Below are 24,486 nucleotides of genomic sequence, written 5' to 3' on the forward strand. Positions count from 1 at the left end.
TTCCTGCCATAGTAACTTTTTCAAAGATGGGAGGAGCTACTATCGACAGCGAACTGACGGAAATCAGGTGGCACGGACGTGGCGGTCAGGGAGCCGTAACTTCCGCTGAACTAATCGCCCAGGCGGCTATTAACGAGGGCAAATATGCCCAGGGATTTCCCAGCTTCGGCCCCGAACGTCGAGGCGCTCCTGTTATGGCATTCAACCGCGTCAACCAGTACAGGCCGATTAGAAACCGAGCCGGAATCACGAAGCCTGACGTGATGGTGATTCTGGATCCCAGCTTGCTTTCTATTGGTAACCTTACATCCGGTCTTAAAGACGGCGGAACGATCATCATTAACACCTCAAAGCCATCCGACGCATACCCAGAACTGGTCAAGAAATTCAACCTGGCTATCATCGACGCCACGCGAATCGCCCGCGAAGAATTGGGTGTGCCGATTGTCAATACTACAATGCTAGGAGCCCTCATCAAAGCCACCGGGGTCGTCAGTGTTGACTCCATGATAGAGCCTTTGAAAGAACGATTTGGCCGACTGGCTGAAAAGAATATCAAAGCTCTGTCTCGCGCTTACACCGAGACCCAGCTAAAGGAGCTTCAGAACATTGGCTAAATCTGAAAACGAACTCACCTGGAAAGATATTGAGATCGGAGCCGCAGTCATAGAGCCAGGTTCGGCGGCGGCATACCGGACCGGTGACTGGCGGTCACAGAGGCCTACATACGATTTCTCAAGGTGCCTAAAATGCGGTATCTGCTTCGTCTTTTGTCCCGAAGGCTGCATTGGACAGAACCAGAAAGGCTTTTTCGAAGCTAATCCATATTACTGTAAGGGTTGCGGCATTTGCGCTTATGAGTGCCCCACCCGGGTTATCGTGATGCGGGAAGAGGAGGAGAAGTGATGATTGGTAAACGTCACGGTATTGAGGTATCCATCGCCCTGGCTGATGCGGTAAAACTTTGTGATGCTGACGTCATCGCTGCTTACCCCATAACGCCGCAAACACATATCGTCGAACACCTCGCTGAGCTGGTAGCTGAAGGGGAGCTGGATGCCGAATACATCCCGGTGGAATCCGAGCATTCCGCCCTGTCTGCCTGCCTAGGCTCGGCAGCTGCCGGCGCGCGCACCTTCACTGCTACTGCGGGACAGGGGCTTGAACTGATGCACGAAGTTCTTTATGTTGCTTCAGGTATGCGGTTGCCCATAGTCATGGCGGTGGCTAACCGAGCTCTATCGGCACCGTTGTCCGTTTGGGGAGACCACTCCGACGCCATGGCGGTGCGTGACACCGGCTGGATTCAGATTTTTACCGAAAACGGCCAGGAAGTTGTGGACCAGATTATCTGCGCTTTCAAGATAGCAGAGCACCATAAAGTACTGCTGCCGGTGATGATTCACCTGGACGGTTTTAATCTGTCCCATGTCATTGAACCTATCGAAATGCCCGACAAGCAAGGTGTGTGCGATTTCGCGCCACACAGACGCAGTCCGCTGACGCTGCACCCATCTCGCCCAGTGGCCATGGGCGACTTCGCGCCCCCGGTAATCTTTACCGAGGCTAAGTGGGCTCAAGAGCAGGCGATGCTTGTGGTCAAACCCACCATCGTTGAAATATGGGAACAGTTTGCTGAGAAATTTGGCCGTACATACAAACCGGTGGAATGTTATAAATGTGATGGTGCAAAAAATCTCCTTTTCACCATGGGCAGTTTCTCCGAGACAGCGATGACCGCCGTGGACAAGCTGCGTCAGGCTGGTGTCGATATCGGCCTGGTCCGGCTGCGCTTGTGGCGGCCTTTTCCCTTCGAAGAATTCTGCGCCGCGGTCAAAGATGCTGAAACGCTGTTAGTTCTCGATCGCTGCATTTCATCAGGCGGACCCGGCGGGCCGGTCGCCTCCGAGCTGAAGTCGGCACTTTATAAGCTGGATAAAAAACCCAAAGTGGTCAGCTTCGTCGGCGGCCTTGGTGGCCGTGACATAACTGTGGCCGGCTTTGAGAAAATCATCGTTGACGGGCTGGAATTGGCCGAAACCGGTCAGGAGCGGATCTTCGAAATCGTAGGGGTGAGGGAATAATGCAAAACCTTGGCATTTATGCTTCCCGCCTGGTCAGGAAAGAAGAAAATTTTGTGCCCGGGCATCGTGCCTGCATCGGCTGCGGCGAGGCTCTGGCGGTCAGATTGGCGGCTAAGGCTTTTGGCAAGAATACCATTGTGGTTAATGCTACCGGTTGCATGGAGATTGTTGCGTCACAACTGCCATATACCTCATGGAAACTACCCTGGATTCATACGCTTTTTGAAAACTCTGCCGCCGTAGCTTCAGGAATTGAAGCCGGTCTAAAGGCGCAAATGCGTAAAGGTAAACTGCCCCAGGAAGATATCAAAGTTGCGGCTATCGCCGGTGATGGCGCTACACTAGACATAGGCCTGCAGGCTTTGTCAGGCGCCATGGAGCGCGGCCATGATTTCGTTTATCTTTGCTTTGACAATGAAGCCTACATGAACACCGGCATCCAGCGGTCATCGGCCACGCCTTTCGGCGCCTCGACTACCACATCTCCCGCCGGCCGCGCCAAGGCGGGGCAGATGTCTTGGAAGAAGGACATGCCGGCCATTGCCGTCGCCCACAATATCCCTTACGTAGCCACCGCCTGCCCTAGCTACCCCTTTGATCTCATCGAGAAGGTCAAGAAGGGGTTGGAGACACGGGGGCCGACCTATATCCACATCCTCTCCGTATGTCCCACCGGCTGGCGCTGCGACACGGAGATCTCGGTCATGCTGGGCCGCCTGGCGGTGGAGACCGGTGTTTTCCCGCTTTACGAGGTGGAGAACGGCAAATACAAGATGAGCATGGTCCCGGACAAACTTAAACCGGTCAAGGACTACATGAAGCTGCAGCGCCGCTTCCGGCATTTAAAGCCGGAGGCTATCGACTCCATCCAAGCGCGAGTGGTCGAAGAATACGAAAAACTGCTGGAGAAAGCTAAATGACCCTGGATACCAGATCTAAAGCCGAGGTAGTGAACATCGTCCTGGCTAAATACCAGAACGACTCAAGCATGCTGGTTGGTATCCTGCAGGACATACAAGCCGAACTGAATTATTTACCAAGGGAAGCTCTTGAGATGACGGCCGAGGTTCTGTCCATCCCGCTGTCCCGTGTCTACTCGGTAGCCACTTTTTTCAAAGCATTTTCATTAAAACCAAGGGGTCGCCACGGCATACACGTCTGCATGGGAACGGCCTGTCATGTCCGCGGCGCCGAAAAGGTGCTGGACCGTTTTCAGACCGAACTTTGCGCATGCGCCGGCGAAACCACTCCTGATATGAAGTTCACACTTGAAACCGTCAACTGCGTCGGAGCTTGCGCCCTGGGTCCGGTAGTTGTTGTGGATGGCGAATACGAAGGCCAGGTGACTGCTGAGAAAGTCAAATCTATCATCGAGGGCTGCAAATAGATGGTAGCTGAAAAATCGGGGAAGCGCCTCAATTCGGCATCTGAACTTGAGTTGCTCTGCGAGGAAATAAAGCGTTCCGTTTCCGCACGTACGCGGACGGTGACCATCTGTTGCGGCACGGGCTGTCTGGCCTATGGCGGCACAAAGGTGGCGCAGGCGTTCCGTGACGAGATAAAAAGTCGCGGTCTGGAGAGCGAAGTTGAAGTCAAGACCACCGGTTGCCACGGGTTCTGCGAACGTGGTCCGCTGGTGGTCATCCGCCCGGAAAATATCCTGTATCAGCGGGTAAAGCCTGCGGATATCCCGCAAGTCATTGACGAAACACTAATCAGCGGTCGAGTCATCGATCGCCTGCTGTATACTATTCCAGGCACCAAGGAGAAGGTGACCTATGAACACGACGTACCGTTTTATAAGAAACAGATGCGCCTAGTCTTCGGCGCCAACGGTTATATAGATCCTACAGTCATCGAGGACTACATCGGTTGCGGCGGCTATGCAGCGCTATCGAAAACCCTCTTCGAAATGAAGCCAGACGAGGTCGTCGACGAAGTGAAGAAGTCCGGCCTGCGCGGCCGCGGTGGTGGCGGTTTTGCTACCGGCGCCAAGTGGCAAAGCACCAGGGAAGCTCACGGCGATCCGAAGTATGTCATCTGTAACTGCGACGAGGGAGACCCCGGTGCTTTTATGGACCGCTCGCTGATGGAAGGCAATCCCCACGCAATAATCGAGGGTATGGTCATCGCTGCTTATGCTATAGGCGCCCATCTAGGCTACATTTATATCCGCAATGAATACCCGGTAGCTGTCAAACATGCCGAGAAAGCAATAGCTCAGGCAGAAGCTATGGGCTTGTTAGGGGAGAATATCCTGGGATCGGGTTTCAGCTTCAGCGTCAAGATCAACCGTGGCGGCGGCGCCTTTGTTTGCGGCGAGTCGACCGCCTTGATGGCTTCTGTTGAAGGACGGGTCGGCGAGCCGCGGGCTAAATACATTCACACCTCCGAAAAAGGCTTGTGGGATCAGCCAACGGTGTTAAATAATGTCGAAACATTGGCCAACGTACCGCTCATTATTAACCGCGGCGCACAATGGTATTCTTCAATCGGCACGGCCAACTCCAAAGGCACCAAGATTTTCTCACTGGTAGGTAAAGTCAACAACACCGGTCTCATCGAGGTGCCTATGGGTATCACTCTCGAAGAGATTGTATACGGCATCGGAGGCGGCATACCCAAAAACAAGAAATTCAAGGCTATTCAAACTGGCGGTCCGTCAGGCGGCTGCCTGCCGGCTTCAAAACTGGACATGCCCGTCGATTTCGATGAATTGACCCGTGCAGGTTCAATGATGGGTTCCGGTGCGATGATCGTCATGGACGAAGATAATTGCATGGTGGATATCGCCAGGTACTTCCTATCATTTCTGGAGGGTGAGTCTTGCGGTAAGTGCGTTCCCTGCCGCGAAGGCCTTAAACGTATGCGCCAGATTCTGGACCGGATAATCTCCGGCCAAGGCCAGCCGGATGACATTGAACTTCTGGAAAACCTCTCCGAGACACTCACTTGGGGAGCGCTGTGCGGCTTGGGCGGCGGCGCCGCCAACCCGATCATGTCGACTCTACGCTATTTCCGTGAAGAGTACGAGGCTCACATTATTGAAAAACGATGTCCGGCCGGAGTATGCAAACCACTGATAAGCTACAACATTATCAATGAGAAATGCCCCAATTGCACGCTATGTATCAAAGCTTGCCCGGTCGGCGCAATTACCGGACAGGGTAAGAAGCTTCCTGTTATTCTGGACCAGGTCAAATGCACCAAATGTGGCGCTTGTTACGATGTTTGCCGCCTCGGCGCCGTGGAGGTTAGATAACTAATGGCGATTAAACTAACCATCAACGGTCGGGAGTTCCAAGCTGAACCGTGTGATACAGTGCTTACCGTAGCTAAGGCAGCCGGGGTTTATATTCCTACACTTTGTCACAGTGAAGCCGTCTCAGATTACGGAGCCTGCCGTATGTGTTTGGTAGAGGTAGAACGGCGGGGGCGTAAGCGTTTGGTGACGGCCTGCCTGTATCCTGTTGAAGAAGGACTTAAGGTAACCACTGACTCTGAAAAGGCCCTTCGAGTCCGCAGGACGGTTATAGAACTGCTGCTGGCCAGGTGCCCGGGATCCGCTGCGGTAAAAGAGATGGCAGCAGCTTTAGGTGTCACCGAGTCGCGTTTCAGCATCGCCGATGAAAACAGCAAAAGTGATGCCTGCGTTTTGTGCGGGTTGTGCACTAGGGTATGCGCCGAAGTGGTCGGCGCTTCAGCTATTAGCTTAGTCAACCGTGGAACTGAACGCGAGGTCGCTTTACCTTTCTATAACGAAGCCGGCGACTGTATTGCCTGCGGTTCTTGCGCTTATATCTGCCCAACTGGAGCTATCAGTCTGGTGGACAGCGGAAATAAGCGGATTATTTCATGGCCTCAGGGCACGGTTGACTTTGCAATGAAGGCGTGCCTCAACTGCGGAACCAATTATGCCCCGGTGCGTCAAGTGGAATTCATGGCTCGAAAGTCGGGATTGTCGCCAAGCGAGTTTGATTACTGCCCGGACTGCAGGAAACTGTGATTGACTGTTCTCCGCAAGAATAATATACTCGCCGTTCACGGGGTGTAGCGCAGCTGGTAGCGCGCAGCGTTTGGGACGCTGAGGTCGGAGGTTCGAAACCTCTCACCCCGACCAGTGATTGTTCTCCTGCGGTTAGGTTTAAAATCCCGTAGGCATTTCGCCTACGGGATTTTTATAACTCTTTGATTTGACATAAACATATGTCTGTCGGACAATTATAGTATGAAAAGTAGTCATACAATTGTGAAAACTTTGATATCGGCTACTGCCGCTATAGCAGTAATGCTGTTATCGTGGCAAGTTTATCAGAGGTATCAACCGGTGAGTCTTGACGGGGTCGAAATCAGAGAGTATCAAGGAGAGATGCTTTCCTCAGTCGCTAAAGATTTTCGTGAAAACTCAATAAAAGGTCCCCAGTTCATCGAACGCGAATCATACCGATTGGAAGTTTCCGGGCTGGTGAATAACCCCTTGAGTTTAAGTTATAGCCAACTGTCAGAAGGCTTTCAAGATTACCAAAAAGTGGTGACCCTATATTGCGTCGGGGGTTGGGATGCGAAGATCCTGTGGCAGGGTTTGAAGGTTGAAGACCTGTTCATCCAGGCTGGACTCAATCTAAAAGCCAATACGGTGATCTTCCACGCGGCAGACGGGTACACGACATCATTTCCCATTGAATACCTCATTGAAAACAAAATATTGCTCGCCTATAAGATGAACGGGGTAACCATACCACCGGAGCGAGGATTCCCTTTGATATTAGTGGCGGAAAGTAAATGGGGATACAAATGGATCAAGTGGATAACCAAAATTGAATTGTCGGACGACATCAACTACCAGGGCTACTGGGAAAGCCGCGGCTATTCCGATTCAGGAGATTTAGATGATGACTTCTTCAAATAATGGTTTGACTTTGTTTCAGCCGTCGGGCGACAATAAGATTCAAGGAGGCTTCAATGGGATCAAAAACTGTAACGCTTAAAGTTAATGGCACCGACGTCACCCTTTCCTTTTTTGTCCAGACATACTTCGACCGTGTTTTGGATGGGATGGCTACAGCCCTGGAGAGCACCTGCAAGGTAGAAACGATGATATTAAACGCTAAAGATAACCGGGTAGCTTTGGTGATCAACGGAGCTTCGGTACGCTTGAATGAGTTCGTTGAGTGTATTATTTTCAATACCGTCCAGGGGATGGTAAGCAGTTTGCGAGGGGTTACACACATAGAGAATTTTGTGATTGCCATTGGTCCTGAGAAATAAATCCTAACTTATTTTCTGAGCTATTTTTATCTCTAGGATGTCGGCGTGAATTATCGTTTAATTGAGATACCCCAGCTTAATGAACCGGATCTGATCGTAGGTTGGCCGGGAATAGGTAGCGTAGGAATACTGGCGGTCGATACCCTGCGGCGCCAGCTTGAGGCTGATTACGCTGGTGAAATTGAACCTGAGCCGTTTTTCTATCCCAACGGAGTGGTTATTAAAAACGGTGTCCTTGAAGAATTGAATTTTCCTTCAAGCCGGTTCTATTACAAACGGCAGCCGCAGTGCGATTTGGTTATGTTTATCGGGGAAGAACAACCGGCGGAAACAGGTTCAACCTACGCGTCCGGCGGTAAAGCGTTCATGATGGCTAACCTGGTTGTTGATGTGGCTCAAAAACTGGGTTGCCGCCGTATCTTTTCCTCTGGCGCTGCTGTCTCGGCTATTCACCATAATTACACTCCTGGGGTTTGGGCGGTGGCAACCGAAAAAACCTTACTTGCAGAGATCGAATTAAAGCGGGCAGGTTCTTACCTGAGCGCACATCAAGGAAGGGGAACACAAGCCACTATCACCGGCCTCAACGGTTTGCTAATCGGCGTCGCCGCCAGGCGGGGCATCCCGGGGGCTTGTCTAATGGGTGAAGTGCCTGATTACCTTGCCCGGGCACCATTGCCGTACCCATCAGCTTCGCGTTCTGTTTTGGAAATATTATCCCGTTTATATGGTCTGCAATTAGATTATAACGACCTGGAAGAAATGCGCCGGCAGACCTTCGAGATGGCGGAACAATTTTTCGATCAGTTTCCTGATGAAATTAAAGCGAAGATATCCCAACGGGCTCAAGCCAGGGTTGAAGCCGAGGGGGGCGAGGCGATAACTGAGGACGATAAACGATGGATGGCGGAACACATCGAAGAATTGTTTCGTAGCGGCCGAAATAATGATGACCGGGCAGCTTAAGTATCTGTCTGAAACCCGGCTAGACAGGCCCGCTATGGTGGTCGGGTGGCACGGTGACGCCGGTATGACGGGAGATCGCGTGATTGCATTGTTAAACCAGACTTTCAAAATGAAACCGCTGGCCGAGATTGAGCCGGTCGGCTTTTTTCAACTTTCCGGGGTCGAAGTCGCCAGCGACCTTGCCAAGCTGCCAGATTCGAGTTTCAGCTATTCCAAGGAGGTCCCGTTAATCGCTTTTATCTCAGATATTCCAGCTTATGAAGTCCATCAGTTTCTGGAACGAGTGTTAGATCTGGCAGCAAAACACGAGGTCAGTCACATGATCATTATTGGGGCCTTGCCTGTGATGGCTTCGCACAATACACCGAGCACCTTAATGGCCAATCTCTCAACACCTCTGCTCCGAGACTGGCTTTCCGGGGAAGGTGTAAAAGCGGATATGGACTATATATCGCCGCCGGGCCAAAAGCCGGCGATAGGGACCTATCTGACCTGGGAAGCACGCCAGCATGGTGTCGAAGCCGTCTCACTATGGTCGCCAGTGCCGTTTTACCTGGCTCCTCTGACCGATGAAACAGGTGCCGCCAGGATACTATCATTCTTGCGCCATAAACTTGCATTGCCTGTGAATACCCAGGAGGCTGAAGATTCCGCCAGGCGCCAGCGGGAAAAAATTGCCGGGCTTAGAGCCTCGGAGCCCGAGGTGGATAAATCCCTGTCGATGCTTGAATCAAACCTCAGCCTTACGGAATACGAAGCTGGAGCCTTGGCGGCGTCCGTAAGGCAGGCCTTAAGCTAATTACCGGTTACGTCAGACGCCGGAGTTCCATCCAATGTTGAGTCATCTGCCGAGGTTTCCGGTTCAATTTCTCGATCTTTGAGTTCCATGGGATGATTCCGCAGATAACGATTGATTTCATCGAGGGACGGGGGGGATACACTAAAAACCTCAATACTCGAGGGGTATTGTATGGGGTAGCCTTCTCTTAAGAAAAGTACCCCGGTTTCGTCAGGCTTGATTGTTTCGTTTATCCTGGTGACCATGAAATCGTAACGCTTTTTCATCGCTGACCTGTAATTCTCAGTCACCATTCTGGCTACCTTGGTGCTGGCGAAACCCATCATGATAAACCGTTCCCAATCAAGAGTTTCCGAGACTAATTCCCGGTCTTCCAAGTGAGCAACAACAGCCCCTGAGTTAACCAGGGAAACAACAATGGAGTGACTTTTGGGAGTATACTTTTCGAGGTGGGCGATTGCGGCATCGCCCGAATGATCGGCGCCTTCGTGGAAAACATATTTTACCGGTCCGATCCGACTGGATAAATTCCGCAATTGTTCACTTACCTCTTCCCAATAGCGGTTGAACAGTGCTGTATATTCTGCGGCAGCCTCGGACCACTCAAAAATTAAAGGCACTACACAAAGTTTGCGTTTACCTTTGAATGACACGGCTTCAGGGCGCTCAATTCTTCCGATTTCCTCGCTCATCTTAAGTCCTTATTTAATATATTTTGGCTCAGGTTAAAGCAGAACAGGCCGGAGACGCCGATCCAATAGTTAGTTTTCAGTATAAAAGAGGCGCTCGTAGAGAAGCTCAAGGCGCGCTTTGTGGGCTAATTCTTGCCAGGCTAAAGCCTGGCACAAATTTTTCAGAGCTTCAGACCCGAATAGACCCATCAAGCTGGTATAAAAAGCCACGGAGGTTCCTTCTTGGCGGATGGCGAAAAGCAACGTTTCTCCAAGGTCGGCGCCGGGCAGTTCGTCCGGAGCTTTAAGGTGTTCGGTCGTTTTCAAGCCTTGTACCAACCCAGAAAATCTCGAACTCTTCGTAATTTGATCTAGTTTCAGGTTTTTAACCATGGCCAGATGTACGTCTTCCTCATCAGCTAATTCACGGAGTAGGGCGGCTACAGCCGGATCGGAGGTTGTTTCAGCTGCTCTGCGGTAGGTTGCCGAGGAGGAGACTTCTTTGAACATAGCAGTTTCTAAGATCTCTGTGATTTCGTCGTTCATTGCACCTCGAATGTAGAATTAGATATTTCTAAACTACCTAATTCTAGGATCCAGTTTTTAAAGTGTCAATTTAATTGGCCTGTGGCATTGATTCAGCTATAATTACCACGAAATATCGGAGATACGAGATGACTTATTCCAAGATACTAATTCCACTTGATGGTTCTGAAACGGCTGAGTTGGCATTGCCCTACGCCAAGATGCTCGCTGAAAAAACGACCACTTTAGTATTGTTTAGCGTTTGCCCGGAAGATGAACTCCGTTTATGCCGCCTGAATAGCGCCTACCTCGGGATCCAGGCAGGGGTGTTGGCACAACAGGGTTTCAAGGCTATAAGCTATACCGAACCGGGCGATCTTGCGGAAAAGATCAAAGACTATGTCGCTAACGAGCATGTTGATTTGATCACCGTTTGCCGGCAGGGTTATTCAGATTTGAGTCGGGAAGAGAAGGTTCTGCATAACCTGGTTTCCGAAAACTGTTCACTGATCTTGATAAAACCTGGAAGCCACAAACCTCGCATTTCCAAGATACTCCTGCCGTTGGATGGGTCCATTGCGTCAGAGAATGTAGTACCCCACGTGATTAGACTCGCAAAGACGGCAAAGGCAGAAGTTGAGTTGCTTTCAGTGAACGCTTATCCGGAAATACCTTCAGACCGTCCGCCGTCGGCTAAGCCGAGTTGGGAAGAATACGCCTTGATCTTGATGAGAGAGGTGCGTGAACAGGCTTTCGCGTATCTCGAGCGAATCGCTAAAGACTTTCTGGCCGCAGGAATCAACGTAAAAACCAATGTCGTCTTTGGAGGCGTCGCAGACGGCATAGTGAGAGCTGCTGAAGATACACGCGCCGACGTTATCGCGATGGCAACACACGCCCGCAGCGGTCTTGATCGTTGGGTTTTCGGGAGCATCGCCGCAGCAGTCAGTTCGGAAACTAAGCTGCCAATGCTGTTGGTACGCGGCAGCGAACGATCAATCTCAGCTGCCAGCCGGTAGGCTTTCGTAAACAGCAGAAGAAACACGTTTTAGATTTCTATGCCGGAAATAGCATTGAATTCGCCCTCTATCGTTGAGACTTCCAAGAATAATTGATTGAGTGAAGAAATGTTTCGGTGTGTAAGAATAGTTCCCGCAATTCTGACTGATGATCCTCAAGTACTTAGGGTAATGGCGAAGCAGTTAAAAGGCGCCGTTGACTGGGCTCAGGTTGATATTATGGATGGTGAATTTGTGCCCTCCAGGAGCATCGGCTGGCGAGACGTAAAATCGGTTAAACTGCCTTTCGACTGGGAAGCCCACCTAATGGTCAATGAACCGGAAACGTATTTTTCTGGATTTAGATCAGCAGGTGCTCGACGTGTTATTTTCCATTTTGAAGCAAGCAAAAATCCATATGCGGTGATTGACATCGCCCGTAAACTTGGGTTGGAAGTGGGTATTGCTCTTAATCCCGAAACTCCGGTTTCGATGGCCACCGGGCTGTTGCCCCTGATCGATAGTATTCTTATCATGTCGGTCATTCCCGGCTTTTACGGCTCGAAATTTATCCCGGAATGTCTGGACAAAGCTGGAGAGATCAGGGCGCTGGCGCCGAATATTTCAATCGGCATCGACGGAGGCATTAAAGAAGCTAATATCGTAGAAGTGGCTCTAAGCGGGGTGGACGACATTTGCGTCGGTTCGGGCATATTCTTGAGCGGCGATCCTGCGGCCAATCAGCGGCGGCTGCAAGGTATTGTTGATGCCGCCTTGGCTTGAAGCGAACCCTTTACCGGTTAAGGAGGGCCCGCCGTTCAATTTCCGTAATTTTGTCGAGACGACGGCGATACCTAGGTTCGTCGATGAATTCCGCGCCGAGAAACGCTCGGGTCAGTTCCAGGGCAAGCGAAAGACCCAGGACTCTGGCGCCAAGGCATAAAACATTCATATCATCATGTTCCACCGACTGGTGGGCAGAGTAAGTGTCGTGGCATACAGAAGCGCGGATGCCAGGGATTTTATTAGCCGTGATGCAGGCGCCGGCTCCGGATCCGCATATCAAAAGACCCCTCCGGGCATTGCCGGCATTAATTTCCCGGGCAATTTTTTCGGCATAATCCGGATAGTCGTCATCAGGTTGAAAATCACACGCACCGAGATCAATGATGCGGTGGCCTTCACTTCGCAATAACGGTACTAGGGCTTGTTTCAGAGCGAAACCGCCATGATCGGCGGCGACAGCGAGGTTAACCACCCATTTCTCCAATCAGAGTCCGCGCCGCCTTGGCAATGTGCTGGGCGGTGAATCCAAGTTTTTCTAACAATACATTTCCAGGAGCGGAAGCCCCGAACCGGTCGAGACCAATGATAACGCCGCGGCAACCGACATAGCGTTCCCAACCTAGAGAACGTCCAGCCTCCACGCTCACTCGCCGCCAGATTTCTGGCGGCAACACTTGATCACGGTAAGCCTGCGGTTGGGCTTCGAATACCTCCCAGGATGGCAAAGATACGACCCGGCTGGTGATACCTTCACCCTGGAGGATTTTGGCTGCGGCGAGGGCGAGGTGCACCTCGGAACCGGTAGCGATAAAGATAATCTTAGGATTGTAGTCAGCCTGCCACAGAATATAACCACCGCGCCGGGTTAGCGTCGCTGCCCCCATCTCCGTTCGGTCAAAAATCGGCAACTTCTGGCGGGTGAGGACTAGGGCGGTCGGTCCGTTCCGCCGCCCTAGAGCCATTTCCCAAGCGAAGGCGGTTTCCGCGGCGTCTGCAGGCCGGATTGTTACTAGATGCGGCACGGAACGCAGGCCAGCCAAGTGTTCGACCGGCTGGTGCGTCGGTCCGTCCTCGCCCAGACCGATTGAATCATGCGTAAAAACATACACCACATTGAGTTCCTGTATGGCCGCCAGACGCACTGAGGGGCGCATGTAGTCATAAAACACGAGGAATGTGGCTCCGTAAGGAATTATTCCTCCGTGAAGCGCCAGGCCGTTTAAGACTGCCCCCATGGCGTGTTCCCGGACCCCGAATTGAAGATTGCGGGCGGTAGGATTGGAGGCGCCGAAGAAACTCTCGAATTCCAGAACTGTTTTGGTGGATGGCGCTAGGTCGGCCGAACCCCCCAGGAGGTTTTCAATGCGTTTGCCGACCAGGTTTAGGATCTTGCCGGAAGCTTCGCGGGTGGCTATCGGTTTCTCCGATGGATTGAACATGTTTTCCAAACCGTCGTTCCAACCATGCGGCAGGTTTCCTGCCAGAAAATTCTGGAACTGCGCTGCTTCAACCGGGAATACAGCCGAGTATCGGTTCATAAGGCGCTGCCATTCTGACAGGCGGGCTTTCCCGATGGCTCTGGCGGACATGCTGGCAAGGACTTCGGCTGGAATTTTAAATGGCTCAAGATGGGAACACCCCAGACACTCTTTAGCGGCGGAAAGTTCAGCGTCTCCCAGAGGCTCACCGTGAGCCGCGCCGGTACCAGCCCGGGTAGGAGCGCCGTAACCGATGATAGTGCGGCAAATAATCAGTTTGGGTCTTGTGGTATCACTTCGAGCCTCTTTTAAAGCGGTATCCACCGCTTCGGGGTCCATTCCGTCGATCGGTCCGATAACATGCCAGCCGTAGGCTCTAAAACGGGCACCTACGTCTTCGTTGAAATAATTAGCGGTATCTCCTTCGATCGTGATTTTATTATCATCATACAGGTAGATCAGTTTGCCCAATCCCAGGGTGCCTGCCAGAGACGCTGACTCCGAAGCAACTCCCTCCATGAGGTCGCCGTCAGAGCAAATAGCATAAGTGTAATGATCAACAATGCTGTACCCCGGTTTGTTGAATCGCGCCGCCGCCCACTTCTCCGCGATTGCCATGCCTACTCCATTGCCGAAGCCCTGGCCCAGCGGCCCGGTGGTGGCTTCAACCCCGGGTGTCAGCCCATGTTCCGGGTGCCCTGGTGTTTTTGACCCCCATTGGCGAAAGCTCTGGAGATCATCAATCGACAGATCATATCCGGTAAGGTACAGCAAAGAATAAAGAAGAGCCGAGGCATGCCCGGCTGACAGCACAAAACGGTCACGGTCACACCATGATGGGTCGGCTGGATTATGCTTCAGATGTTTTTGCCATAGGGTGTAAGCCATCGCGGCGGCGCCCATTGGCGCCCCCGGATGGCCTGAGGCAGCTTTTTGCACCATGTCAGCCGATAAAAACCGGATTACGTTGATGGAAAGTATATCGAGGTTGCTGTTCATCAAAATCCTTCGCTTATTCTTGGCTTAAATCGGGCTGGCGATTCCATCCGGGTTGTGCTTATCCATCATAGCGGTATATTGGGGCAATAGGATTTGTTTGTACAAATCTTCCAGCTTAGTTAATAGCCGCTCCGGCATAGTGTCATAAATAACGGTCGCTCCGGTTTCTTTCTCGACCATCCGTATTATCTCAGCTAGGTGTTCCGAAATGCCACCGGTCCCCAGCAGCACGCCGATAATCTTCCCTTCATCGTATGCAATGGCGAATTCGCCCAGCGTGCCGGAACGGCCGCCTGCAAAGATCACCACATCGCAAGAGCGGATGTTTTCAATCTCCCGCCCCATCAACCCGCTGCCTGTAAACACTATCGCCCGGTAGCCGCGAGTGGGTGAAGCGTACCTGGTGACATGCTCTTCAAGGTTAAGCGCCGGAGAGATGCCTACGACAATTCCGCCGGTTTCAAAAGCGCCAAGCACTGTTTCGTGAGGTATTCCAGGTGAGGCGCCAGTGATCAAGACGTACCCTCTCCGAGCGATGCAGCGTCCGAGTTCCTTCATCTTTTCTTTGGTGGAGTCGGGGATTATACCTCCGGCCGAACCCATGATCCCGACGGTCATGACCGGGAAAGGGAATTTGTTGGTGTCAAGACGCCCAGTGCATTCGGTGATATCCATTCGTTTCCTGTAGTAAATTATTTGACCACATTCTACCGAAAAACCAGCCGTCTTAGCCAATAATGACCCGAGCTGGATTATCAAGTTAGACTTTGAAGAAGCGGAATAATCGAGCTACAAATAGCTTGAGTGCGGAATTATGCGCGATAAATATTTATAATTGGTTAAGATTCTCCTAGAAACCTATGAATAATTGTAGACGCGGTTGTCTAAAACAACACTTTTTGGTAAAAATAAATTAGCAATCAAACAGCGAGATTGCTAATCTGAATCTAAGGCGTATTATACAAATGCCGTAAGGAGGAACAAGATGGTAATGCAGAGATGGGATCCCGCACGTGAGATGAGACAGTTGGAGAATACCTTTGACAGGTTTTGGCGTGGCTTTGGCAGGGGATGGCCGGCGGCGACCGAGCAGTGGATGATCCCGGTTGACGTCATTCAAAGGGAAGATGAACTCGAGGTCAAAGCGTCATTACCCGGAGTCGATCCTGAAAAGATCGATGTTTCGATTGAGGATAATGTATTGACTATTCAGGCTGAGAGTTCGACCGAATCCGAGACAAAAGAACACGGGTACCTTGTCAGGGAGCGGTCATTTGGGAGTTTCTACCGTGCGCTGAGCCTTCCTGAATCAATTGACCCGAACAAAGTGGTTTCGAAATATCAAGATGGAGTCCTGTCAGTCGTCATGCCTAAGGCCGAGGAGAAAAAGAAAAAGCAGATAAAGGTATCCACGACTTCCGCCAAGACAATCGAATCGACAGGAACAGCAAAGAAGTAGCTTTTAAGTCCAATAAACAGAGAGGGGGCTGTTATCAGCCCCCTCTCTGTTTATTAATTATTCGTAGCTTCAGCGATGACACGTCGAGCTTTAATAAAAGCTTCGACGACAGAAGGATCGAACTGGCTTCCTGAACACCTGGTTATTTCACTGACAGCGAAATCCAGACTATTGGCGATCCGATATGGTCGTTCTGATGTCATGGCGTCAAAGGTATCTGCCAGCGCCAGAATGCGGGCACCAAGGGGGATACCGGTAGCGGCCAGACCATCGGGGTATCCACCGCCGTCCCAACGTTCGTGGTGATTGCGTACCATTGCCAATATAGATGTGTCTTCAACCACCGGGGCGAGGATATGTTCACCGATAGCAGGGTGCTTTTCCATCTCAATCCTCTCCTCAGACGAGAGGACCCCAGGTTTGTGAAGGATAGTCCCGTCAATGCCGATTTTCCCGATATCATGAACCATGCCGGCAAGGCGCAGGCTTTCGAGCTGTTCATGTCCCAACTCGAGTTCGATGCCGATGCCTACTGCTATTTCAGAAACCCGTTGGGAATGCCCGGCGGTGTAACCGTCTTTGGCATCAAGGGCGTGGGCGAGCGCCGTGATTGCGTTGAAGAAAGAAGCCCTGATTTTTTCGGCTTGCTGCTCGACCTTGGTTTCAAGATGCTGGCGATACTCACGGTTTTCTAATTGAAGCCGCCGTTTATCCAACGCCCGCCAAATAGAAAACGTTACCTCGTCAAGCTTGAAGGGCTTGGTTAGATAATCATATGCTCCCTGCTTCATGCACTCTATGGCGGTGGCTGTCTCGTTTAACGCGGTGGCGATGATCACAGCGGTATCAGGATAATTGGCTCTCACTTCGGCAAGCAGATCCATACCGCTTTTACCAGGCATTTTCATATCGGAAACGACAAGAGCGATTTCTCTATTTGCGCTAAGAACGTTCAGGGCATCGTCGACGCTTCCGGCTTCAGAGCAACCATAACCGTCGTTGGCCAGCTTCTGGTGGAGCAGACGCCGTACGATTTGTTCGTCGTCAACGATCAGTATAGTTTCTTTACTACTTACCTGATTCATAAGGCAGTTGTCCCAACACTGAAGTGACGATCTCGATCAGTTCATTCGGCGCGAATGGTTTAGGCAGACTGGGGCGCCCGGATGTCTGGATGAATCGGGCGGTGTCGCTGGAGATAACGTCGCCGGTAGTTAAGATAACGCCTGGAACTTGTTCCGGGCGTTTCACTTGGATCCACTTGAAGAGTTCTTCCCCACTAATCTGAGGCGTACGGATGTCCAGCAGGCAGATATCGTATTCATTTGATACAAGTAATGACTGAGCTGCCTGACCGTCAACAGCAACTGTTACTTTGAAACCTCGGCCGGTAAGAACTCTCTGGCATGCCATGCCGATTGCTGGCTCATCCTCGACCAGAAGTACGTGAACATTTCGTTTGTGATCTAGGACTTTCACTTGAGGTTCAGACAAGTACAACCGCCTCCGATGGCACTGATCTTACCTGATATCGAATATTAATTAAGAAAGTGCTTAACAGTAACACATAGATAACATAAATATCAACAAAAGAGTGATGGTAATTTAGTACTGGCTGCCAAACAGGTTAATCAACCCTGAAACCCAGGAGGCCTCCCAGGTGATTATGGATGCTGTCGCCAGCGCCAAACGGACTTTTTTGATTACTCACTCTTGCAGATCCTGAAATAATCGCAAACCACGCGTTCTGCACGCGCCAGAGGTTTAAATCAAGACCGGAGGCTTTGGCGATTTTAAGGAGGCCTTCAGCTTTATCAAGAGCCTCTTTGTCGTTAGGATTATTAGTGTAAGCAATCGTTAGTTGTTCCAGCCGGGAAGTAAAATAGAAAGAGACTGATTGTTCGTCTATCGGTAATTCCCAAAGATCCATCTCGTCAAGTGTGGATTGTATTGTTTTGAGATTGGGCCGTTTTTTCCCGAGTTCACCTTGGAGTTCGCGGTTAAGAATGAAAGCCGCGGAGACACTGAGATGAGGCGGTATTGGTTGTCCCAGATCGGAAATAAACCTGGCCGTGTCACGGTACTCGTTGAATAGGCGGCGATGAGCTTTTTCGGCTTTCTGGAGGGTGACTGCAACAACGTTTTCGATGACCGCGGCTTTTTCGTCACCAAACAATTCAGCCAGTCCATATGTAGAACAGGGGAAGTGCTTGGTCAACGTTGAAAGACGGAGAGAGCAATCAGCTTCAGATGCGCCGGGTAAAAATTCGCCGTTTAGATCAGCCAAATTCGCGGTCGAGGTAGAATCATCGGCCACGCCGGCATATATCTCGCGCACACCCCACGCATAAGCGGCGTAACGTAAACGGCATGACTCGCCGGTTACTGTGGAGGTAACTTCAATTCGCCCCGTTGCAGTTTTTAACATACCAGAGGCTGACTTTGTTATATTAATAACGTTGACTCGGAAAATGTAATAAGTTGATTGACGGGTTTGTTTCGAAAACAATCCGTTGATTATGAAATTCGCTCCAACTCTTTTTAGATCGGTTTGCAGAGGCCGCACTTGTTGTTCGAAGATGTCTTTACCGCTTCCTAAAGCGGGCACATTGCTACGGGCACCAGCCAGTAATTCAAGGAATCGGGATTCAGGGGATTCACCGTTAACCTCAGCGGCATACTGTAAAGCCACTGCTGCCTGTTTTAGTACTAGCAACGATTCAAGCCCGCCGATATCATCAAAGAACCAACCACAGCTTGTGAAGGCTGACTGAATTCTCCGTTCCATTTCGAGCAGCTTTAAAACCGTGATTTTTTCAGAAGAGGTCAAAGGCCGAAACGCCCAACGGTTTAGAAAGCGACTGGTGTTTTGTTTGGACCGATTACTGAACACCTCGATATAGTCATCCCGTGCTGCCCGGGGGTTCTGCAGCAAACGGGAAGTCTCCTTTTCATAAACACCGCCAAGTTGGTCCCTCAGCAGGTCCATGGCGCGGCGCAGTGGAGACCGCCAATCCTGGTTCCATCCCGGATGTTGGCCGGTGCTGCAGCAGCAGCCGCTGCGCCAGCGTTCTACACCATGGCTGCAGCTCCATGCTGAGTTCTCCTGTATCTCGACCTCATGGTCCGGCGGGAAAAGGGATAGATACTCTCCTGGAGTGGTAACATGGACATCGGCTTTGTGTAATTGGTCGAAGGCCTGCGCCAGTGCCATTTCGCCGAATTTGTGGTGATGTCCGAACGTTTCTCCATCCGTTGCGATGATCACCAGGTTCTTACCTTCGGTTGGGACGTAGGATTCGAGAATACGGCCGGCTAATGAGTCGCCGTTATGAAGCAGCCCCTGAAAAGCCACGCCGCGGGATAAACTTTCGTGGTAAAAGAACAAGGTGATGTTTTTGCCCGCTGGAAGGCGGCAGGTGTAAGCACGGGCGGTATCGAAATCACTCCCGGCTTTGATCCATGTCCCTCCGGGAGGTCTGAACCTCACTGCTTGATGAGGGCTGAGAATGGTAAATTTGATATTGTGGTCCGCCATGATCTCAAGAGTCTCAAGGTCCACCGCTGTCTCGGGCAACCACATTCCCTCCGGTTGGCGGCCGAAACGGTGGTGGAAATCGGCGATGCCCCAGACTACCTGGGTTTGTTTATCCTGGCGGCTGGCCAGCGGCATGATGATATGATTGTAAGCTTGAGCCAACGCCGGGCCGTGACCGGAATAAACAGTGATATTTTCTCGGTCAGAGGAGATAATGGACGCGTAAACTTCAGGCTGGTTTTTCTCCATCCATGATAGCAGCGTCGGCCCGAAATCAAAGCTGAGGCGGGAATAATTATTTACAATGGCGACTATTCGCCTTTTTTCGTCAAGGATACGAGCCGCCAGGTTGGCTGCATAGCATTCATCGGTGATCCGCTGGTTCCAATCATGGTAGGGAGCCGCTGATATTTCTGGTTCAATAACTTCCAGCCATGGATTTTCCCGAGGCGGTTGGTAAAAATGACCGTGAATTATGACGTATCTCTTCGTTTCAGTCATGCAAACTCCCGGCTGGCAATACTGCTTTCGTGCAACGGCCTCTGAGAACTGCGACATCTCTAATCAATGCGATTATCCTCGGGTCGGTTTGGATTTCTTCAATTGACCGAAGGTTGAGAATCCTCCAATTCGGATACTCGTTTACCGTACCTGGGATATTTTGCGCTCGGTAGTCTCCTAGCAGGTCAGCGATGTTCAGCAGCAAGATTGGCTCACTGCCCGAGGCCAGCAATCGTATAAAGGCTCTATATACTTCATCGGCGGAGGGGTCTGTTCTATAGATCAAACCTTGGTCTCTCAGACACTCAAGCATTGAGGTGATTCCATTTTTCCGCTGCGTAGATTCATCCTTGGCCTCTGCCGGATCGAGAACGCCAGCGGCAGTGCGTTCCGCTATATCCGAAGAGTTAAAAAATGCCGTGAAAGGATGCATGTCATGAGTATTCATAGAGGCTGCTGCATTGTTCGGTACAGGTGCGAAACAATTCCTGTTACCGAATAACATCTCGGACTGGGCGATGAAACTCCGAAGGATGCCGCGGCGGCGCATAGACCGTCTAACCTCTGCCGGAACCAACCCCAGATCCTCCCCCACAACCACGGCTTCGTTTCGGAAAGATTCTAAACATACCACAGCGTAGAGTTCTTCAGCTCGATAGTGGATGTATAAGCCTTCGGATGGATTGAGTCCGGGCGGGATCCAGAATAAACGGTGGAACCCCATAATGTGATCCAGGCGCAGTATCTTTCCGAACTGGAAATGGTGCTGTAAGACCTGAATAAAGTATTTGTAGCCGTTGTGCCGCATGCGTTCCGGGTGCGGCGGCCTGAATCCCCAGTTCTGACCGCTGAGGAATACCGGATCGGGCGGCGCCCCGACCGAGACATCTTCAGCAAAATCGTCCTGAAACCGCCGAGCATCCCAGCCCTCGGGATGAGTTCCGAGAGGCAGGTCTAAAAACAGCTTGATACCCTTCATATTTAGTTCGGAGTACAACCCTTCCATTTGTTTCTGAATCGAGAACTGGGTAAATAAATAGTACCCGACTGGAGTATTAGCTAAACTTGAAAACTGTATATCATGGTCGCCCGGTGAAATCTGGCTGGAGGTTTGCCCCATTTCCTTTGATGTGCGGAAACGAGCGTATTCGATTGCCTCAGGACGTGCAATCATGAATGCCAAGAATTCCCGGTAACGTACGGTCTCGGTGTTTGAGAAAAAATACCCGGACAGCATCTCCAGGACTCGGCGTTTTAGAGTTGCCTGCCGGCCGTAGTGCACCAGTGCTGATTCGTGAAGGCTTTCCGCTTCAGCAGCAAACTCTTGCGAGTCTAGCAATTCTCTGGCTTCGCCACAGGCGGCTAACTCAGGCAGCGATTCAAGATTAATGTAAAAATCATTCCAAAACAGGCGGCTGACTGGTGAATAGGGACTGGGGTTCGATGAGTATTCCAAGAATATAGGTAGCAGCGGCAGCGTGGCGATCACTGATGCCCCGTGGGTCCCACTCCATTCGGCTAGCCGACGGAAATCAGAGAGATCACCTGCTCCCAGGCTGGTTTCAGAGTGAAGCGAATAAACCGGGCTGAATATTCCCCATCGGGGGGAGCCACCTTTATCTGAATAGGCTTGTTGCGGGGCTGATATGATCAGTGAACGGTACATCCGCCTGGTGACGTAAATTCTAAGATCGTGATAGCCGTACGGCATGATGCCTTTCACCGGCAGTTTATGAGTTGGTGTTCGTTGAAATTCCCTTGTTTGTTTGTGATCAATCTGAGTGACGGTACAATCTGAAGATTTCCAACAATAATTCAGAACTCGGCCTTCCTCCAGAGTGATGGTCGCTGAGACGATTCCGTTGAATTTACGAGGCAGTGTCACTGGAATAGGGCGTAGTCTGCCGCTCCAGGCCACCAGTATCGGTTGGACTGCCTGCCGTCGTTTTGCCGCAGTGAGACGTCTCAATACCCGAGGTGCGTCAGTCTCATCCTCGATGTGGACACCCAAACCTCGTAACGCGCCGATGATCGCCTGCGCCGAAGCTTTTTTAAGACGTCTGTGCATGTCGCGATAGGCTGTTTGAATGCCGCAGGCGATGGCCAGGTTAATTAGCTCTGGATTTACTTTAGCCAACCATACTTCCCATCTTCACTTAGCCGGATTATACCGGGTAATGGCTTGACTTGAAAAAAGGCGGCAAGGATAATGAGTGCTAATTGTTCAAACGATGCAACGCTTAAGGACTGCCGCTTAATGGATTTACAACAACTTACGTCACGGATGCCGGGGCGCATCTCGCGTTTGGCAGAGCTTTCAAACAATTTATGGTGGAGCTGGAATTTACCAGCTCGTGAACTTTTCGAATCGATAGATGCGAGATTATGGCGAACTTCAGGTCATAATCCGGTACGCCTTCTGGCTGAAGTTGAAACCAAACGGCTCGACAGCCTGGCTGTGGATCAGGAATTCCTTATAAAGTATGACCAAGCGATTGGAGAATTCGACAGCGTCATCAAAGACGGCAACACCTGGGCATCACGAAACTATAAGGGTGTTTTCAAAAAACCTATTGCGTATTTTTCGATGGAATTTGCCGTTCATAACTCCTTGCCGATGTATGCCGGCGGCCTAGGGGTACTTGCTGGCGATATATGCAAAGAAGCTTCTGACCTTGGTCTGCCGTTCGTCGGCGTCGGCTTCATGTACCCGGAAGGGTATTTCCATCAGCGCATCAGTGACGAAGGCTGGCAAATAGAACATTACCGACAACTCGACTTCGATCTGGCTCCTGTTTCGAAGGTAACCATGCCTGACGGCAGCCAATTCATCATGAGCCTGAGCCTCGGGGATAAAACTGTTTTCATTACAGCGTGGGAAGTCAAGGTGGGCAGGAGTACTCTCTACCTGCTAGACACTAACTTGCCGGAGAATGCCCCCGGTGATCGAGAACTCTCAGCCAGGCTTTATAGTGCGGGCAAAGATATCAGGCTGCAGCAAGAATACATATTGGGAATCGGCGGCGTCAGGCTGCTTCGCCTGTTAGGCGTTGATCCGGCGGCCTGGCATTGCAACGAAGGTCATACATCGTTCCTGCTGGTCGAACTGCTCAGAGAGCACCTTTTGGAAGGGGAAGCATTCGAAGAAGCGGTTGATAGAGTCAGGGCTGCAACAATATTTACCACCCATACCCCTGTTCCAGCCGGACACGATACCTTTGATGAATCGATGATCGAACGTTATTTTTGTTGCTTCTGGGAAAGCTTGGCACTTGACCGGAAGCGCTTCATGTCCTTGGGTCAAGCCTATCCAGGCGAACCGTTCAACATGACAGTTCTGGGGATGAACCTTTCAAAAAACATCAATGCCGTGAGTAAAATTCATGGAGAAGTCTCGCGCCGCATGTGGCAGCGTCTTTATCCCCAAACTCCTGAGTCTGCTGTTCCCATTCGCCATGTCACTAACGGTATTCATGTGCCCACCTGGCTGACACCAGGAATGTCAAAACTGTTTGCAAAATCCTTTGGATCAAACTGGTATCAGCGGAGACAAGAGATTACATTTCGTCAAGCGGTGGAGACTCTCCCGGACGAAGCGTTATGGCAGGTGCACCAAGACCGTAAGCAACGGCTGGCGCATTATATCAGAGAGCAAGCGCGCCAGGAATGGGGGGGAATTGACGTATCCAGCCGGCGGCTGGTGGCTTTGGGAGCGATGCTCGACCCTGAGGTGCTGATCGTCGGTTTTGTCCGCCGCTTTGTTGAGTATAAACGGCCGACACTTCTATTCAAAGATATTGAACGCCTCAAAACGATTGTTCGCAACTGGCAGCGGCCGGTGCAGTTCATATTTGCCGGCAAGTCTCACCCGGCTGATTATATGGCAAAAGAGCTGATTCATCGGGTGTATAGCCAGGCGACCGATCGTGAGTTTGAAGGCAGGATTTGTTTTATTGAAGACTATGATCTCCACCTCGCCAGGTACCTTGTATCAGGTGTTGATGTCTGGTTGAACAACCCGCGGCGTATGTTAGAAGCCAGCGGGACTTCCGGTATGAAAGCGGCGATCAACGGCGTTCCCAACGCCAGCATTTTAGATGGCTGGTGGCATGAAGGATTTACCGGCCGGAACGGGTGGGCTATCGGCGGCTCCCTAAAGCCGGAGGATCCAAATACAGAAGATATCCAGGACGCCTCTGAACTCTACCGGCTGCTCGAGGAACAGATTATCCCGATGTTTTATGAGCGCGACACGGCAGATATTCCCCGGCGCTGGCTGAAGATCTGCAAGGAAGCCATCGCTTCGACGCTATTTTCCTTTTCAGCCTCCAGGATGATGATGGAATATGCTGAAATGATGTACGTGCCGATAGTTCAGAGCGCGGCTACCGTAGCAATTCAATCCGAATAAGCC

Annotated in this window: 24 protein-coding genes and 1 tRNA gene; 16 read left to right on the plus strand and 9 right to left on the minus strand. The window is 51.2% G+C overall.

The window, feature by feature from the left end; all coding sequences use genetic code 11:
- Positions 1–53: 53 nt before the first annotated feature.
- From ABV300_RS05505 to ABV300_RS05560, 12 genes are all read left to right on the plus strand, one after another.
- Complete coding sequence (locus tag ABV300_RS05505; protein ID WP_353715364.1) at positions 54–617, plus strand: 2-oxoacid:acceptor oxidoreductase family protein; 564 nt, start codon at positions 54–56, stop codon at positions 615–617.
- Positions 610–906 (plus strand): 4Fe-4S binding protein, encoded by a 297-nt coding sequence (locus ABV300_RS05510; RefSeq protein ID WP_353713900.1) that lies wholly within the window; start codon positions 610–612, stop codon positions 904–906. Before ABV300_RS05505 ends, ABV300_RS05510 begins: the two co-directional genes overlap by 8 nt.
- Positions 906–2,084, plus strand: a complete 1,179-nt coding sequence (locus ABV300_RS05515) for a transketolase C-terminal domain-containing protein (RefSeq protein ID WP_353713901.1) — start codon at positions 906–908, stop codon at positions 2,082–2,084. The genes ABV300_RS05510 and ABV300_RS05515 overlap by 1 nt, the downstream gene beginning before the upstream one ends.
- A complete protein-coding gene (porB, locus tag ABV300_RS05520; RefSeq protein WP_353713902.1) occupies positions 2,084–3,004 on the plus strand; it encodes a pyruvate synthase subunit PorB in 921 nt (306 codons plus the stop codon). The genes ABV300_RS05515 and porB overlap by 1 nt, the downstream gene beginning before the upstream one ends.
- Positions 3,001–3,471: an NAD(P)H-dependent oxidoreductase subunit E gene (locus ABV300_RS05525; RefSeq protein WP_353713903.1), complete on the plus strand. Its 471-nt coding sequence runs from the start codon at positions 3,001–3,003 to the stop codon at positions 3,469–3,471. The genes porB and ABV300_RS05525 overlap by 4 nt, the downstream gene beginning before the upstream one ends.
- Positions 3,472–5,346 carry an NADH-ubiquinone oxidoreductase-F iron-sulfur binding region domain-containing protein gene (locus tag ABV300_RS05530; protein ID WP_353713904.1) on the plus strand — a complete coding sequence of 625 codons (1,875 nt, stop codon included), beginning with the start codon at positions 3,472–3,474 and terminating at the stop codon, positions 5,344–5,346.
- A 3-nt stretch (positions 5,347–5,349) separates the two neighbouring features.
- A complete protein-coding gene (locus tag ABV300_RS05535; protein WP_353713905.1) occupies positions 5,350–6,090 on the plus strand; it encodes a 2Fe-2S iron-sulfur cluster-binding protein in 741 nt (246 codons plus the stop codon).
- Between the two features lie 38 nt (positions 6,091–6,128).
- Positions 6,129–6,204: transfer RNA gene (locus ABV300_RS05540), tRNA-Pro, on the plus strand.
- 129 nt (positions 6,205–6,333) lie between these two features.
- On the plus strand, positions 6,334–6,993 hold the full coding sequence (locus ABV300_RS05545; protein WP_353713906.1) for a molybdopterin-dependent oxidoreductase: 660 nt from the start codon (positions 6,334–6,336) through the stop codon (positions 6,991–6,993).
- Positions 6,994–7,046: 53 nt separating this feature from the next.
- On the plus strand, positions 7,047–7,352 hold the full coding sequence (locus ABV300_RS05550; protein WP_353713907.1) for a hypothetical protein: 306 nt from the start codon (positions 7,047–7,049) through the stop codon (positions 7,350–7,352).
- 45 nt (positions 7,353–7,397) lie between these two features.
- A complete protein-coding gene (locus ABV300_RS05555; protein WP_353713908.1) occupies positions 7,398–8,318 on the plus strand; it encodes a PAC2 family protein in 921 nt (306 codons plus the stop codon).
- Entirely contained in the window at positions 8,299–9,117 is an 819-nt protein-coding gene (locus ABV300_RS05560; protein WP_353713909.1) for a PAC2 family protein, read from the plus strand. Before ABV300_RS05555 ends, ABV300_RS05560 begins: the two co-directional genes overlap by 20 nt.
- Here the strand turns inward: ABV300_RS05560 and ABV300_RS05565 are convergent.
- Positions 9,114–9,809 carry a hypothetical protein gene (locus ABV300_RS05565; protein WP_353713910.1) on the minus strand — a complete coding sequence of 232 codons (696 nt, stop codon included), beginning with the start codon at positions 9,807–9,809 and terminating at the stop codon, positions 9,114–9,116. The genes ABV300_RS05560 and ABV300_RS05565 overlap by 4 nt on opposite strands.
- A gap of 69 nt (positions 9,810–9,878) precedes the next feature.
- Positions 9,879–10,334: a ferritin family protein gene (locus ABV300_RS05570; RefSeq protein ID WP_353713911.1), complete on the minus strand. Its 456-nt coding sequence runs from the start codon at positions 10,332–10,334 to the stop codon at positions 9,879–9,881.
- 128 nt (positions 10,335–10,462) lie between these two features.
- Between ABV300_RS05570 and ABV300_RS05575 the strand changes: the two genes are divergently transcribed.
- Together ABV300_RS05575 and ABV300_RS05580 are read left to right on the plus strand one after the other, a co-directional pair.
- Complete coding sequence (locus tag ABV300_RS05575; RefSeq protein WP_353713912.1) at positions 10,463–11,332, plus strand: universal stress protein; 870 nt, start codon at positions 10,463–10,465, stop codon at positions 11,330–11,332.
- Between the two features lie 96 nt (positions 11,333–11,428).
- Entirely contained in the window at positions 11,429–12,094 is a 666-nt protein-coding gene (locus ABV300_RS05580; RefSeq protein ID WP_353713913.1) for a ribulose-phosphate 3-epimerase, read from the plus strand.
- A gap of 10 nt (positions 12,095–12,104) precedes the next feature.
- On the opposite strand, the gene rpiB is transcribed toward ABV300_RS05580, so the two are convergent.
- Genes rpiB through ABV300_RS05595 form a run of 3 tightly spaced genes read right to left on the minus strand, consistent with a single transcriptional unit; the run spans position 12,105 to position 15,249 of the window.
- Positions 12,105–12,569 (minus strand): ribose 5-phosphate isomerase B, encoded by a 465-nt coding sequence (rpiB, locus tag ABV300_RS05585; protein WP_353713914.1) that lies wholly within the window; start codon positions 12,567–12,569, stop codon positions 12,105–12,107.
- Positions 12,562–14,574, minus strand: coding sequence for a transketolase (gene tkt, locus ABV300_RS05590; RefSeq protein ID WP_353713915.1), 2,013 nt, complete (start codon positions 14,572–14,574; stop codon positions 12,562–12,564). The genes rpiB and tkt overlap by 8 nt, the downstream gene beginning before the upstream one ends.
- 24 nt (positions 14,575–14,598) lie before the next feature.
- Complete coding sequence (locus tag ABV300_RS05595; RefSeq protein ID WP_353713916.1) at positions 14,599–15,249, minus strand: hypothetical protein; 651 nt, start codon at positions 15,247–15,249, stop codon at positions 14,599–14,601.
- 310 nt (positions 15,250–15,559) lie between these two features.
- On the opposite strand from ABV300_RS05595, the gene ABV300_RS05600 reads away from it, so the two are divergent.
- On the plus strand, positions 15,560–16,033 hold the full coding sequence (locus ABV300_RS05600; RefSeq protein WP_353713917.1) for an Hsp20/alpha crystallin family protein: 474 nt from the start codon (positions 15,560–15,562) through the stop codon (positions 16,031–16,033).
- A gap of 53 nt (positions 16,034–16,086) precedes the next feature.
- Here the strand turns inward: ABV300_RS05600 and ABV300_RS05605 are convergent, their stop codons facing one another.
- The 4 genes from ABV300_RS05605 to malQ all read right to left on the minus strand — a co-directional run bounded on the left by ABV300_RS05605 (position 16,087) and on the right by malQ (position 22,209).
- Complete coding sequence (locus ABV300_RS05605; RefSeq protein WP_353713918.1) at positions 16,087–17,118, minus strand: HD domain-containing phosphohydrolase; 1,032 nt, start codon at positions 17,116–17,118, stop codon at positions 16,087–16,089.
- Positions 17,102–17,512: a response regulator gene (locus ABV300_RS05610; RefSeq protein ID WP_353713919.1), complete on the minus strand. Its 411-nt coding sequence runs from the start codon at positions 17,510–17,512 to the stop codon at positions 17,102–17,104. The genes ABV300_RS05605 and ABV300_RS05610 overlap by 17 nt, the downstream gene beginning before the upstream one ends.
- 148 nt (positions 17,513–17,660) lie before the next feature.
- Complete coding sequence (locus ABV300_RS05615; RefSeq protein ID WP_353713920.1) at positions 17,661–20,129, minus strand: DUF3536 domain-containing protein; 2,469 nt, start codon at positions 20,127–20,129, stop codon at positions 17,661–17,663.
- A complete protein-coding gene (malQ, locus tag ABV300_RS05620; RefSeq protein WP_353713921.1) occupies positions 20,065–22,209 on the minus strand; it encodes a 4-alpha-glucanotransferase in 2,145 nt (714 codons plus the stop codon). The genes ABV300_RS05615 and malQ overlap by 65 nt, the downstream gene beginning before the upstream one ends.
- A 120-nt stretch (positions 22,210–22,329) precedes the next feature.
- On the opposite strand from malQ, the gene glgP reads away from it, so the two are divergent.
- Positions 22,330–24,483, plus strand: coding sequence for an alpha-glucan family phosphorylase (glgP, locus tag ABV300_RS05625; protein WP_353713922.1), 2,154 nt, complete (start codon positions 22,330–22,332; stop codon positions 24,481–24,483).
- Positions 24,484–24,486 lie beyond the last annotated feature (3 nt).

This window comes from Dehalogenimonas sp. 4OHTPN (assembly GCF_040448695.1).
GTDB lineage: Bacteria > Chloroflexota > Dehalococcoidia > Dehalococcoidales > Dehalococcoidaceae > Dehalogenimonas.